This is a genomic window from Burkholderia sp. CpTa8-5 (assembly GCF_017815045.1).
GTDB lineage: Bacteria > Pseudomonadota > Gammaproteobacteria > Burkholderiales > Burkholderiaceae > Burkholderia > Burkholderia sola.
This window is the reverse complement of the sequence record NZ_JAGIQD010000010.1, coordinates 26,001-39,775: the sequence shown is the minus strand read 5'-3', so window position 1 is coordinate 39,775 and position 13,775 is coordinate 26,001. Positions and strand designations below refer to the sequence as shown.

12 protein-coding genes are annotated in these 13,775 nt (G+C 70.2%); 7 read left to right on the top strand and 5 right to left on the bottom strand.

The features are described 5' to 3' along the window. The first annotated feature begins 565 nt into the window (after positions 1-565). From J8I35_RS17025 to J8I35_RS17015, 3 genes are all read left to right on the top strand, one after another. Positions 566-1,972 (top strand): selenium-binding family protein, encoded by a 1,407-nt coding sequence (locus tag J8I35_RS17025; protein WP_209926295.1) that lies wholly within the window; start codon positions 566-568, stop codon positions 1,970-1,972. Continuing rightward, positions 1,969-2,634, top strand: coding sequence for a hypothetical protein (locus J8I35_RS17020; RefSeq protein ID WP_209926294.1), 666 nt, complete (start codon positions 1,969-1,971; stop codon positions 2,632-2,634). The genes J8I35_RS17025 and J8I35_RS17020 overlap by 4 nt, the downstream gene beginning before the upstream one ends. A gap of 279 nt (positions 2,635-2,913) precedes the next feature. Then, complete coding sequence (locus J8I35_RS17015) at positions 2,914-3,423, top strand: flavin reductase family protein (RefSeq protein WP_050017021.1); 510 nt, start codon at positions 2,914-2,916, stop codon at positions 3,421-3,423. Here the strand turns inward: J8I35_RS17015 and J8I35_RS17010 are convergent. Then, entirely contained in the window at positions 3,410-3,910 is a 501-nt protein-coding gene (locus tag J8I35_RS17010) for an Lrp/AsnC family transcriptional regulator (RefSeq protein ID WP_006477992.1), read from the bottom strand. The two genes, J8I35_RS17015 and J8I35_RS17010, sit on opposite strands and share 14 nt — an antisense overlap. 129 nt (positions 3,911-4,039) lie before the next feature. Between J8I35_RS17010 and kynB the strand changes: the two genes are divergently transcribed. The 3 genes from kynB (at position 4,040) to kynA (ending at position 6,988) form a co-directional block, all read left to right on the top strand. Next, a complete protein-coding gene (kynB, locus tag J8I35_RS17005) occupies positions 4,040-4,681 on the top strand; it encodes an arylformamidase (protein ID WP_050017019.1) in 642 nt (213 codons plus the stop codon). 30 nt (positions 4,682-4,711) lie between these two features. Next, positions 4,712-5,962 (top strand): kynureninase, encoded by a 1,251-nt coding sequence (gene kynU / locus J8I35_RS17000; protein ID WP_124557329.1) that lies wholly within the window; start codon positions 4,712-4,714, stop codon positions 5,960-5,962. Positions 5,963-6,052: 90 nt separating this feature from the next. Next, positions 6,053-6,988, top strand: coding sequence for a tryptophan 2,3-dioxygenase (gene kynA, locus J8I35_RS16995; RefSeq protein ID WP_209926443.1), 936 nt, complete (start codon positions 6,053-6,055; stop codon positions 6,986-6,988). A gap of 21 nt (positions 6,989-7,009) precedes the next feature. Here kynA and J8I35_RS16990 read toward each other — a convergent pair whose 3' ends face one another. From J8I35_RS16990 to mdlC, 4 genes are all read right to left on the bottom strand, one after another. Then, the gene (locus J8I35_RS16990; RefSeq protein ID WP_209926292.1) at positions 7,010-8,416 is read right to left on the bottom strand and encodes an MFS transporter; all 1,407 of its coding nucleotides are present in this window, start codon (positions 8,414-8,416) and stop codon (positions 7,010-7,012) included. A gap of 263 nt (positions 8,417-8,679) precedes the next feature. Then, positions 8,680-9,624, bottom strand: coding sequence for a 2-dehydropantoate 2-reductase (locus J8I35_RS16985; RefSeq protein WP_124595539.1), 945 nt, complete (start codon positions 9,622-9,624; stop codon positions 8,680-8,682). Between the two features lie 14 nt (positions 9,625-9,638). Next, entirely contained in the window at positions 9,639-11,090 is a 1,452-nt protein-coding gene (locus J8I35_RS16980; protein ID WP_050017009.1) for an aldehyde dehydrogenase family protein, read from the bottom strand. Between the two features lie 29 nt (positions 11,091-11,119). Beyond that, a complete protein-coding gene (mdlC, locus tag J8I35_RS16975; protein ID WP_209926291.1) occupies positions 11,120-12,727 on the bottom strand; it encodes a benzoylformate decarboxylase in 1,608 nt (535 codons plus the stop codon). A gap of 99 nt (positions 12,728-12,826) precedes the next feature. On the opposite strand from mdlC, the gene J8I35_RS16970 reads away from it, so the two are divergent. After that, on the top strand, positions 12,827-13,738 hold the full coding sequence (locus J8I35_RS16970; RefSeq protein ID WP_050017005.1) for a LysR family transcriptional regulator: 912 nt from the start codon (positions 12,827-12,829) through the stop codon (positions 13,736-13,738). Positions 13,739-13,775 lie beyond the last annotated feature (37 nt).

Here is a 13,775-nt window from a genome sequence, read left to right as displayed (position 1 = left end):
AGCCGGCACGCCAGTACCGGCGCCATCGTTTCGCGTCGCCGCCGCCCGCCCGCGGTGCGGCACGCAGCGGCACTCCGGCAAGTATCTCACTCGCGCGCGAAACTGGCAGATCACCCAGGTGCCGCGCCCGACTCGCCTGCACGATTCTCGTCTACACTTAGGCACGCGCTAGCACGGCGGCAAACCCGCCGCCACGCGCGCAGCGTTCGATGCATGCCCGACCCTGATGCAAACATCATCTGCCGGAACATCGCTATGCATGCCTTAACAGAATTCACCCGCATCACCCGCCCGGCCGCTGCCGCGTCGCGAGGCGCCGCTTCGGCTGCTTCATCACGTTGCCGCCCGTCCGCCCCGCCGCCGGTGCGGCGATCCGGCCTGTCGCCGTCACCCGCTTTCCCCGCTTTCACGATCTGATGCACGGCGCCGCGCGTGGCACCGACACGTGCGTCCGTGCGTCGATCGCACCCGCCGGCACGATGCACCCCGCGCGGCCATCCCGATCCGCACGCCCGCAACGAACGGCCGTGCGTTCACGATCCCAACCCATCGAGGAGGCATCACCATGAGCATGCGGCCCGACCCGACGTTTCACGCTTCGCCCGAGCTTGCGATGCAGGCGCCGGCGGAAGCGTTTGCCTATACGTTGTTGCTGAGCCCCGATTTTTCCAGACCCGACGCGCTCGCCGTGATCGACGTGAAGCCCGGTTCGCCGACGTACGGCAAGATCGTCCATACGGTGACGATGCCGAATACCGGCGACGAGTTTCACCATTTCGGCTGGAATGCGTGCTCGTCGTCGCTGTCGCCGCTCACCGGCCATGCGTTCCTCGAGCGCCGCTTCCTGATCATCCCCGGCCTGCGCTCGTCGCGCATCTACGTGATCGACACGAAGCCGCATCCGACGCAGGCGCGCATCCACAAGATCATCGAACCCGACGAGATCTTCGCGAAAACCGGCTATTCGCGGCCGCACACCGTGCATTGCGGGCCCGAGGGCATCTACGTGAGCACGCTCGGCGGCGCGGGCAAGGACGGCACCGACGGCGCGCCCGGCATCTTCATCATGGATTGCGAGACCTTCGACGTGCTCGGCCGCTGGGAGATCGACCGCGGCCCGCAGGACAAGCATTACGACTTCTGGTGGAACCTGCCGCGCGACTACATGGTGTCGAGCGAATGGGCGCTGCCGCCGCAATTCGAGCACGGGATCGTCCCCGAGGAACTGCTCGCGAACAAGTACGGGCACCGGCTGCATTTCTGGGACCTGCGCGCGCGGCGCAACGTGCAGACGATCGATCTCGGCGCGCAGCACCAGATGGCGCTCGAGGTGCGGCCCGCGCACGACCCGGTGCGCGAATACGGATTCGTCGGCGTCGTGGTCGACACGACCAATCTCGAAGGCTCGATCTGGACCTGGTGGCGCGAAGACGGCAAGTTCCATGTGAAGAAGACCGCGACGATCCCGGCCGAGCCGGCCACGGCCGACGAGCTGCCGCCGCTGCTGCAAGGATTCGGCGCGGTGCCCCCGCTCGTGACCGACATCGACCTGTCGCTCGACGACCGCTTCCTGTACGTGTCGTGCTGGGGCACCGGCGAGATGCGCCAGTACGACGTGTCGGACCCGCACAACCCGGTGCTCGCCGGGTCGGTGCGCATCGGCGGCATCGCGCGCCGTGCGCCGCACTCGAACGGCCGCGCGTTCGCGGGCGGCCCGCAGATGGTCGAGATCAGCCGCGACGGCCGGCGCGTGTACTGGACCAACTCGCTCTATTCGACGTGGGACGATCAGTTCTATCCGGACGGCGTGCCGGCCGCGCAGGTGCTCGCGCATGCGGGGCCGGACGGCGGGCTGACGCTCGCCGACGACTACTGGGTCGAATTCCCCGACGGCTATCGCGCGCACCAGATCCGGCTCGAAGGCGGCGACTGCTCGACCGACTCGTTCTGCTATCCGTCGGTCAAGCGTTGAGCGCCGGCCTTCCCGCGCCGTTCGCGCTGTGGGCGGCCGTGCTCGCGAGCGGCGTCTATCACGGGCTCAACCCGGCGATGGGCTGGCCGCTCGCGGTGTCGAACGCGCTGATGACGCGCCGCGGTCGCGCCCTCGTCGCGGCGCTCGGCTATCTCGCGGTCGGTCATGCGCTGGCCGTCTTCGCGGTGATGCTGCCGTTCGGGCTGCTCGCGGCGCTGCTCGCGTGGCAGTCGGCGATCCGGATCGGCGCGAGCGCGCTGGTGATCGGCTTCGGCGCGGTGCTGCTGATCCGGCGCCGGCATCCGCGGGCGCTCGCGCGGATTCCGCCGGCGCGGCTCGGCCTGTGGTCGTTCGCGGTCGCGCTCGCGCACGGCGCGGGGCTGATGCTCGTGCCGATCTACCTCGGTCTGTGCGGGCTGGATCGCGATGCCGGCCACCGCGCGGCGGCAACGCTCGTCGATGCGCATCTCGGGATGGCGCTCGTCGTCGCGGCCGTGCATGCGGCCGCGATGATCGCCACCGGCGGCGGGCTCGCGTGGCTCGTGTACCGCTATCTCGGGCTGAAGTTCGTGTCGCGCAGCTGGTTCAATCTCGATACGGTGTGGGCGTCGAGCCTGATCGTCACGGGGGCGTTGTCGCTCGGGCTGGCGGCGGCGCGATAGCGCGGGTAGCGATCGCTCGCTGGCGCAACGGCATGCCGCGCGGCATGGCCGCGGCGTTAAAAACGGGACAGAACCGCGCTGCCGGTCGCGCGCCGCAGTGTTCGCTACGTCACCCTGCCGTCGCGATGCGCCGCCCGACCGGGCCCGCCGGCCCCGATTCCGCTAAAATCGGGCCATGCGCACCCCTTCCCAATCGACCGCCTTGTCGTCTTTCGTCCGCCGCACCCGTCACGCCCGTGTCGTGGCGCGCCCGCCCGTCCCGTTCCGGATGGCTGCCCGATGAGCCAGGCCAATCCGCCGGATTTCGACGCGGCCGCGTTCCGGCAAGCGCTCGGCCAGTTCGCGACGGGCGTGACGGTGATCACGACGCGCGCGCCGTCCGGCCAACTGATCGGCATCACCGCCAGTTCGTTCAATTCCGTTTCGCTCGATCCGCCGCTCGTGCTGTGGAGCCTCGCGCACAAATCGGCGTCGACGCCCGTGTTCCGCGGCAACAGCCACTACGTGGTGAACGTGCTCGCGGCGTCGCAGCTCGACCTGTGCAAGCGCTTTTCGACCTACAAGGGCGACCGCTTCGAAGGGATCGCGCATGCGGCCGGCAACTCCGGGATGCCCGTGCTCGACGGCGCGCTCGCGTGGTTCGAATGCCACAACCGCAGCCGCTACGACGAAGGCGACCACGTGATCTTCGTCGGCGAAGTGGAACGCTGCGGCGTGCGCGCGGTATCGGACACGGCGCCGCCGCTCGTGTTCCACGGCGGCGGCTTCCACGGCCTCACACCGCTTTGATCGCCCCCGTGCGCGCCAGCCCGACCGGCGCGCCCGCTTCGTCCTTCAGCGTCTGCAGCACGATGTTCGAACGGATGTCCATCACGCCCGGCGCCTTGTACAGGCGGTTCAGCACGAAATCCGAATAGTGCTTGAGGTTATGCGCGAGCACGCGCAGCAGATAGTGGCTCTCGCCCGTCACGACGAACGCGCCGACCACCTCCGGCCATTCGCGCAGCGCTTCCGCGAAGCGCTCGTGCCATTGATTTTCTTCGTTGCGCATCGACACCTGCACGAACGCCTCGAGCTCGAAGCCGAGCTTCTCGCGGCTCAGGCACGCGCGATAGTGCTCGATCACGCCCTGCTCCTCGAGCAGGCGCATGCGGCGCAGGCAGGCGGATGGCGAAAGCGAGATGCGTTCGGCCAGGTCGAGATTGCTGATTCTGCCCTCCTCCTGCAATACCGCCAGAATCCGGCAGTCGGTGGCATCGAGCGTGATCGCGTGCATTTTTGGTCCCCGTTTTCCCTCTGAGTCGAATTATCTGCCAATCCGGCGGATTGTCCATGTTTATTTCGCAAGCACTTTCTGCGAGCGTCCACCTATCATTCGAAGCATCGATTCACGCTTCGTCATGCCATGGACACACTCTGGGACATTTCGCCGCCGGTCAGCCCCGCCACGCCCGTGTGGCCGGGCGATACGCCGGTTTCCGTCGAACGCGTGTGGCGGATGGAGGCCGGTTCGCCGGTCAACGTCGCGCGGCTGACGCTGTCGCCGCACACGGGCGCGCACTGCGACGCGCCGCTGCACTACGACGCCGACGGCGCGCCGATCGGCGCGGTGCCGCTCGACACCTATCTCGGCCCGTGCCGCGTGATCCATTGCATCGGCGCATCGCCCGTCGTGCGGCCGGCCGATGTGGAAGCCGCGCTCGACGGCGTGCCGCCGCGCGTGCTGTTGCGCACTTATGCGCGCGCCGCGGTCGAGCAGTGGGACAGCAACTTCTGCGCGGTCGCGCCCGACACCGTCGACCTGCTCGCCGCGCACGGCGTGAAGCTGATCGGCATCGATACGCCGTCGCTCGATCCCCAGGAATCGAAGACGATGGATGCGCATCACCGCGTACGCGCGCACCGGATGGCGATCCTCGAAGGGATCGTGCTCGACGACGTGCCGACCGGCGACTACGAACTGATCGCGCTGCCGCTGAAATTCGCGACGCTCGACGCGAGCCCCGTGCGCGCGGTGCTGCGCGCGCTGCCCGCGCAGGCTTCCTGACTACCCGACCTACGACCTCACATCATGATGATCAAGACCCGTGAAGATGCGCTCGCGCTCGACCGCGACGACCCGCTGGCCCCGCTGCGCGACCAGTTCTCGCTGCCCGACGGCGTGATCTACCTCGACGGCAACTCGCTCGGCGCGCAGCCGCGCGCGTCGGCCGCCCGCGCGCAGCAGGTGATCGGCGCCGAATGGGGCGAAGGCCTGATCCGCAGCTGGAACACGGCCGGCTGGTTCGCGCTGCCGCGCCGCCTCGGCGACAAGCTCGCGACGCTGATCGGCGGCGCGCCCGGCGAAACGGTCGTCACCGACACCATCTCGATCAACCTGTTCAAGCTGCTGTCCGCGATGCTGCGCCACCAGGCCGAGCGCGCGCCCGAGCGTCGCGTGATCGTGTCGGAGCGCTCGAACTTCCCGACCGACCTGTATATCGCGCAAGGATTGATCGAGCAACTCGGCGGCAACTACGAACTGCGTCTGATCGACGATCCGGCCGACCTGCCCGGCGCGCTCGGCGCGGACACGGCCGTCGCGATGATCACGCACGTGAACTACCGCACCGGCTACATGCACGACATGCCGGCCGTCACGCAACTGGTGCACGATGCGGGCGCGCTGATGCTGTGGGATCTCGCGCACTCGGCCGGCGCGGTGCCGGTCGATCTGAACGGCGCGCGCGCGGACGGCGCGGTCGGCTGCACGTACAAGTACCTGAACGGCGGCCCCGGCTCGCCCGCATTCGTGTGGGTGCCGCAGCGTCACCTCGCGCATTTCTCGCAGCCGCTGTCGGGCTGGTGGGGCCACCGCGCGCCGTTCGCGATGCAGCCGGGCTTCGCGCCCGACCCGGGCATCGCGCGCTTCCTGTGCGGCACGCAGCCGATCGTGTCGATGTCGATGGTCGAATGCGGGCTCGACGTGTTCCTGCAGACCGACATGCAGACGATCCGCCGCAAGTCGCTCGCGCTGACCGACGCGTTCATCGCGCTCGTCGAGGAACGCTGCGCGGGCCTGTCGCTGAAGCTCGTCACGCCGCGCGCGCATCACCAGCGCGGCTCGCAGGCGAGCTTCGAGCATCCGCACGGCTACGAAGTGATGCAGGCGCTGATCGCGCGCGGCGTGATCGGCGACTACCGCGAGCCGTACGTGCTGCGCTTCGGCTTCACGCCGCTCTATACGCGCTTCGCCGACGTATGGGATGCGGTCGAGACGCTGCGCGACATCCTCGCCACCGACGCGTGGAAGGCGCCCGAGTTCGCCGAACGCGGCGCGGTGACCTGAGCGGTATTGCGTGGCGCGCCGCCGCCGCATGCGCAGCGCGCGCCACGCGTTCGTCATTCAAATCTGGAGAAAGTCGTGAATTCTGGTCACATGCAGCCGCCCGGCGGCGACGCGCCGGCAGGCTGCCCGTTCTCGGGCACACGCGCCGCACAACCGGCGCAAGCCGCGCACGAGGCCCCGCACGTGCCGGGCGAGGCCAACGCTCAAGCCGGCTGGCACGACGCGCAGCTCGATTTCTCGAAGTCGATGAGCTATGGCGACTACCTGTCGCTGAATTCGATCCTCGACGCGCAGCATCCGCTGTCGCCCGATCACAACGAGATGCTGTTCATCATCCAGCATCAGACGAGCGAACTGTGGATGAAGCTCGCGCTGTTCGAGCTGCGCGGCGCGCTCGACGCGGTGCGCACCGACGCGCTGCCGCCCGCGTTCAAGATGCTCGCGCGCGTGTCGCGCATCCTCGAGCAACTGGTCCAGGCGTGGAACGTGCTGTCGACGATGACGCCGTCCGAGTATTCGGCGATGCGGCCGTATCTCGGCCAGTCGTCGGGCTTCCAGTCGTACCAGTATCGGCAGCTCGAATTCCTGCTCGGCAACAAGAACGCGCAGATGCTGCAGCCGCATGCGCACCGGGCCGACATCCTCGAACAGGTGCGCGCGACGCTCGAAGCGCCGTCGTTCTACGACGAGGTCGTGCGCCTGCTCGCGCGGCGCGGGTTCCCGATCGCGCCCGAGCGGCTCGAGCGCGACTGGACCCAGCCGATGCGGCACAACGAGACGGTCGAGGCCGCGTGGCTCGAGGTCTACCGTCATCCGCAGCAGCACTGGGAACTGTACGAGATGGCCGAGGAACTCGTCGATCTCGAGGATGCGTTCCGCCAGTGGCGCTTCCGTCACGTGACGACGGTCGAACGCATCATCGGCTTCAAGCAGGGCACCGGCGGCACGAGCGGCGCGCCGTATCTGCGCAAGATGCTCGACGTCGTGCTGTTCCCCGAGCTCTGGCACGTGCGCACCACGCTGTAACGCACGCGATGCGTCCGCACGTCACGACGACGTGCGGGCGAGTTCGTCCCCTTCGCGCGGCTGCGTTTGCGCGCGCGACAGCCGCGGAATGTGCCGCCGCACCGCGAGCAGCGCGACGCACACCACGCCCATCGCAACGGCCAGCATCGTCAGGTACGCGCCCGCGCCGCCCGCCGTGATCACGAGCGCGCCCGCGAACGCGCTGAGGATCGCGCCGAGCCGGCCGAACGCGAGCGCGCTCGCGGTCCCCGTCGCGCGCACGGCCGTCGGGTAGATGTACGCGCACAGCGCATACATCGTCGACTGCACCGCATTGACGAACAGCCCGTGCAGGCCGAGCCCGACGATCAGCCAGTTCGTGTGGCGGCTCGCGTCGACGCCCATCAGCCACACCGCGCTCGCGGCGCCCCCGATGCTGCACAGCGCGAGCGGCCAGCGCGACCCCGCGTGCGCGATCGCCCACGCGCACAACAGCGCGCCGATCACGCCGCCGAGGTTGTACGCGGTGAGTCCCGAGCCCGCAACCGACACGCTCAACCCGCTCGCCGCGAGCATCGTCGGCAGCCAGCTGAATGCCGCATACACGGCGAGCAGACACATGAAGAACGCGCACCACAGCGCGACCGTGTCGCGCGCCTGCCCGCTCGCGAACAGCGCGCCGAAGCCGCCGCGGCCGCCCGGCGCGCGGGCGTCCTTCGCATCGGTGAACACGGTGCCCGGCGCGACCGGCCGCTGCATCCGCGCGAGCAGCGCGCCGAGTTCCGGCCAGCGCGCGGGGCGCCGCGCCAGATAGCGCGGCGATTCGGGCAACGCGCGCACGAGCACGAAGCCGAGCACGAGCGGCAACGCGCCGCCCGCGAAGAACAGCCCGCGCCAGCCGTAGCGCGGCAGCACCTCGTGCGCGAACAGGCCGGCCAGCATCCCGCCGAGCGGCACGCAGACGATCGTCGCGGTCACCATCATCGTGCGGCGCCGCGCGGGCGTGTATTCGGCGGTCATCGTCGTGGCGGTCGGCAGCGCGCCGCCGATCCCGAGCCCCGCGCAAAAGCGCAGGATCGCGATCGTCGCGACGTCGGGCGCGAACCCGATCGCGCAGGTCGCGATGCCGAACAGGAACACGCTGCCGATCACGGCCTGGCGGCGGCCGAAGCGGTCCGCGACGATCCCCGCGCACGCGCTGCCGATCCCCATCCCGACCAGCCCCGCCGCGACGGCCGGCGCGAACGCGCCGCGCGTGACGCCCCATTCGCGGATCAGCACCGGAATCGCGAAACCGATCAACTGGCCGTCGAAACCGTCGAGCACGATCGCGAGCGCGGCGAGCAGCACCACGCCGCGCTGCATCGGCGTGAACGGCCCGTCGTCGAGCGTCGTGCCGATGTCGACCGAGGGCGGCCGCCGTTCATTCAGTGCGTCGGGCGTGCTCATGCGGCCTCCGATGCACCGTGCGTCGGCGGCAAGAGGCGCGAACGGCGCGCGGCAAGACAACGGTATTCGATGGTTTTCATGGCGTCTCCTGTTGTCCGGGCTGGCGCGCGCACGCGTGCCCGGATCTCATGCTGTGCAGCAGTCGACCGGCGCTCATCGATCGGCACCGGTGTCTCGTCCCATCCTTCAAGATCCAGCGCCGTTGCTTCGCGCGCACGGCATCCGTATCGTCATGCGGCGCCGGCCGGCCGCCGGCCTGTTGCTCAGTTCGTCCGCGCGTCGATCAACCGGACCAGCGCGAGCAGCGTCTCCGCATGCGGCACCGCGACGCCGGTTTCGCGTGCGGCCGCGACGACCTTGCCGCTGATCGCATCGATTTCGGTGCGGCGCCCCGCAAGCACGTCCTGCAGCATCGACGGGCGATGGCCGAGATGGTCGCGGATCGCATGCTCGACGTTGCGCGCGATGCGCTCGCCATCGACCGCGATGCCCTTCGCGCGCGCGACGGCGGCCGTCTCCGCCGCGATCGCGAGCGCGAGCCGCGGCCCGTCGTGATGATGGCCGAGCTGGTCGACGGTGCAGCCCGTCGCCGCGCACAGCGTGTTGAGCGCCGCGTTGAACGCGACCTTCTCCCAGATCGCGGCCCATACGTCGGCGTCGAGCGTGCACGCGAGCCCCGCGCGCGACAGCGCGTCGGCCACCGCCGCCGCGAACGGGCGCGCCGCGCCGTCGGCCGTCATCATGCGGATCGTGCCGGCGCCGTGCGAGCGCACGTGCGCGGGCCCGGCCGCATCGGCCGGCCACGTCGTCACGCCGACCAGGATGCGCTCCAGCGGCACGAACGCATTCAGCGTCTCGACGTTGCCGAGCCCGTTCTGCAGCGTCAGCACGAACGTGTCCGACGTCAGCAGCGCGCGCACGCCATCGAGCGCCGCGCGCGTGTGCAGCGATTTCGTGAAAACGATCAGCAGGTCGAACGGTGTGTCGGGCGCGCCGGCCGCGGCCGCATTCGCGGCTTCCGGTCGCACGGCCTGCAGCGTGCGAATGCGCCGTTCGCCGCGATCGTCGTCGATGCGCAGCCCGTCGCGACGGATTGCATCGAGATGCGCATCGTTCACGTCGATCAGCGTGACGGCTTCGCCGCTTTCGGCGAGCCGCCCGCCGAACAGCGAGCCCATCGCGCCCGCTCCCAGAATCGCGATTCTCATCGTCGGCCGCCTCGTCAGAATGGGTAGTGGCGCGGGGCCGTCTGTACGGTGATCCAGCGCAGGTCGGTGAACGCCGCGATGCCGGCGTTGCCGCCGAAGTGGCCGAAGCCGCTGTCCTTCACGCCGCCGAACGGCATCTGCGCCTCGTCGTGCACGGTCGGGCCGTTCACGTGACAGAGGCCCGATTCGATGCGCGCCGCGACGCGCAGCGCCCGCGCGACGTCGCGGCTGAACACGGCCGACGCCAGCCCGAACGCGTTGTCGTTCGCGCAGCGGATCGCGGCCTCCTCGCCGTCGACGCGCACGATGCCCTTCACCGGGCCGAACGATTCTTCCGCATAGACGCGCATCGCCGGCGTCACGTGGTCGAGCAGCGTCGCCGGAAACAGCGTGCTGTCCGCCTTGCCGCCGCACCGCAGCGTCGCGCCGTGCGCGAGCGCATCGTCGATCAGCGCGTTGCAGCGCTCGACCGCCTTGGTGTCGATCAGCGAACCAAGGACGACCGGCCCGTGGCGCGGGTCGCCGAGCGGCAGCGACGCGGCCTTGGCGGCGAGCTTCGCGACGAACGCATCGGCGATCGACGCGTCGACGACGATGCGCTCGGTCGACATGCAGATCTGCCCGGAATTCGCGAACGCGCCGAATGCGGCCGCGGCGACCGCCGCGTCGAGGTCGGCATCGTCGAGCACGACGAACGGCGCCTTGCCGCCGAGCTCCAGCACCGCCGGCTTCAGGTGGCGCGCGCACGCTTCGGCGACGATCCGCCCGACCCGCGTCGAGCCGGTGAAATTCACGCGGCGCACGGCCGGGTGCGCGATCAGCGCGTCGACGACGGCGCCCGCATCGTCGGGCGCGTTCGTCACGAAGTTGACGACGCCCGGCGGCAGCCCGGCCTCCTGCAGCGCCTCGACGACCAGCCCGTGCGTGACGGGGCACAGCTCCGAGCCTTTCAGCACGATCGTGTTGCCGCAGGCGAGCGGCAGCGCGAGCGCGCGCGTCGCGAGAATCACCGGCGCATTCCACGGCGCGATGCCGAGCACGACGCCGGCCGGCTGCCGCACGCCCATCGCAAGCGAGCCCGGCACGTCGGACGGGATCAGCTCGCCGCCGACCTGCGTGGTCAGCGACGCGGCCTCGACGAGCCCGCTCGCCGCGAGCTGCACGTTGAAGCCGGCCCACAGCGCGGATGCGCCCGTTTCAGCCGCCATCGCGGCGACGAACTGCTCTTGCTTCGCTTCGAGCGCGGCGGCCGCCTTCAGCAGCAAGGCGCGCCGCGCGCCGGGGCCGCGCGAGGCCCAGCCGGGAAACGCACGGGCAGCCGCATCGGCCGCCGCGCGCGCATCGTCGACGGTGCCTGCGGGCGCGGCCGACGCGATGTCGCCGTCGAGCGGGTTGCGGCGCACGAAGGTCGCGCCGCTGGACGAGTGGCGGCGTTCCCCGCCGATCAGCATCGCTACGGTTTGCATGGAATCTCCGGAAAGACGCGCACGGCGCGTCAGGCAATCTCGACTTCGACGACGACCGGCGTCGCCGCACGCAACGCGTCGGTCAGCGTGTCGCGCAGGCGTGCGGCATCGGTCACGCGCACGCCGCGGCAGCCCATCCCTTGCGCGAGCGCGACGAAATCCAGGTCGGGCAGATCGGTGCCCTGCACCGGGTCGCTCGGGCCGAAGCCGAACACGGGCGCAAAATCCTGCAGCGCCGCGTAACGCCGGTTGTTCAGGATCACGAACGTAATCGGCAGTTTCAGTTGCGCGGCGCTCCACAGCGCCTGGATCGAATACAGGCTCGAGCCGTCGCCGATCAGCCCGATCACGCGCCGGCCCGGCTGCGCGAGCGCGACGCCGACGGCGGCCGGCATCCCGTAGCCGAGCCCGCCGCTGTCCATCGTGTAGAACGTGCCGCTGCGCGTGAACGGCAGATGCTCCTGCATCACCGGCCGCGCGCTCGGCGCCTCCTCGACGACGATGTCCTGCGCGTCGCGCACGTCGGCGAGCGTCTGCAGCGCGAACGCGACCGACATCCGCTCGCCGGCGGCGGGCGCATCGACGCGCACCCGCGGCGCGCGCGCCTCGGGCATCGGCCGCTCGGGCGGCGCGGGCCGCGCCAGCAGATCGCGCGCGGCGAGCCGCAAATTGCCGACGACCGCATCGCCCGACGGCGTCCACGCGGCGACGCCCGGATCGTCGACGAGCTGCACGAGCGTCGCGCCCGGCGGCACGTGCGGGCCGAAGCCCTCGATGTGATAGGTGAACGCGGGCGCGCCGAACGCGAACACGAGATCGTGCCCGTCGAGCCGCGCGACGATCTTCTCGCGGATCGCGCTCAGGAAGCCGGCGAACAGCGGATGGTCCTCCGGAAAGCTGCAGCGCCCGGACATCGGCGCGACGTACACGCGCGCACGGTGCCGCTCGGCGAGCCGCACGACGTCGTCCCACGCGCCCGCGCGATCGACGGCCGCGCCGACCACGAACGCGGGGCGCCGCGCGGCGTCGAGCGCGTCGCCGAGCCGGGCGAGCGCGTCCGGATCGGGCCGGACGACGCTGCTGACGTCACGGCGCGGCAGCCACTCGGCCGGCTGGTCCCAGTCGTCGACTGGGATCGACACGAACACGGGGCCGCGCGGCTCCTGCATCGCGATCCGGTACGCACGCGCGATCGCGGCCGGCACGTCCTGCGCGCGCGCCGGCTCGATGCTCCATTTCACGTACGGCTTCGGCAGCTCGGCGGCCTGCGTCGCGCCAAGGAACGGATCGAACGGCAGAATCGCGCGCGCCTGCTGGCCCGCGGTGACGATCAGCGGCGTGCGGTTCTTGAACGCTGTGAACAGATTGCCCATCGCGTTGCCGACGCCCGCCGCCGAATGCAGGTTGACGACCGCCGCGTTGCCGGTGGCCTGTGCATGGCCGTCGGCCATGCCGACCACGACGGCTTCGTGCAGGCCGAGCACGTAGCGGAAATCGTCGGGGAAGTCGCGGAACATCGGCAGCTCGGTCGAGCCGGGATTGCCGAACACGCGGTCGATGCCGAACTGGCGGAGCAAATCGATCACGGCGTCGCGCACGGTGATCGATGCGGCGGAATGGGACGGGGTGCCGGACATGCTCGGGCGTCTCCTCGATGGCTTGGCGGTTTCCACAGTATCGAAGCGCAAGCCATTCACGGATACTGTATTTTCTGCGAAAAGCCATTACGTCCCCGCATGACTTTCGATCTCCGACAATTGCGCGCGTTTACGACGATCGTCGCGTGCGGCAGCCTCGGCCGTGCGGCCGACGCGCTGCATGTCACGCAGCCGGCGCTGAGCCGGATCCTGAAGCGGCTCGAGGAGCAGGTCGGCGCGCCGCTGTTCGAACGCCATTCGAAGGGCGTGCAACTCACCGCGTTCGGCGAAGCGTTGCTGCCGCACGCGACGCTGCTGCAGCACGAGGCCGAGCATGCGCGCGAGGAACTGGACGCGATGCGCGGGTTCGCGAAGGGCACGATCAAGGTCGGCACGGTGGGCAGCATCGCGAGCCTCGTGCTGCCGGTCGCGGTCGGCCGCGTGCTCGACCGCTGGCCGAACCTGCGCGTCGAAATCATCGAGGGCGTGTGGGACCGGCTCGCGGAAGGGCTGATCAAGCACGAGATCGACCTCGCGCTGTCCGCGCACGGGCCCGATACCGACGAGATCGTCGCGATTCCCGAATGCCGCTGGGAAGATCGCAGCCATATCGTTGCGGCGCCGCACCATCCGCTGCGCGCGCTCGGCCGCGCACCGACGCTCGCCGATACGCTGCACGCGCGCTGGGCGATTCCGCCGCGCGGCACCGCGCCGTTCGACCACATGCGCGCGACCTTCGACGCGCACGGGCTGCCGTTGCCCGACATCGCGGTCGAGACGCGCTCGGTCATCACGCTGAAAAGCCTGGTCGCGCATGCGGGCTTCCTCAGCTGGATGGCCGAGCCGATGGTCGGCGCCGAACGGCGCGCCGGCACGATCGACACGCTGCCGGTACGCGAAGTCGTCGCGGTGCGCACGCTCACCGCGTTCCGGCGCCGCCACGGGATCCTGCCGGGGCCGGCCGGCAAGCTGCTCGACGAACTCGTCGCCCTCACGCGCGAAGGGCGCTGACGCCTTTTCCGCCGGCGCCGCCCCACTCGCCCTGCCC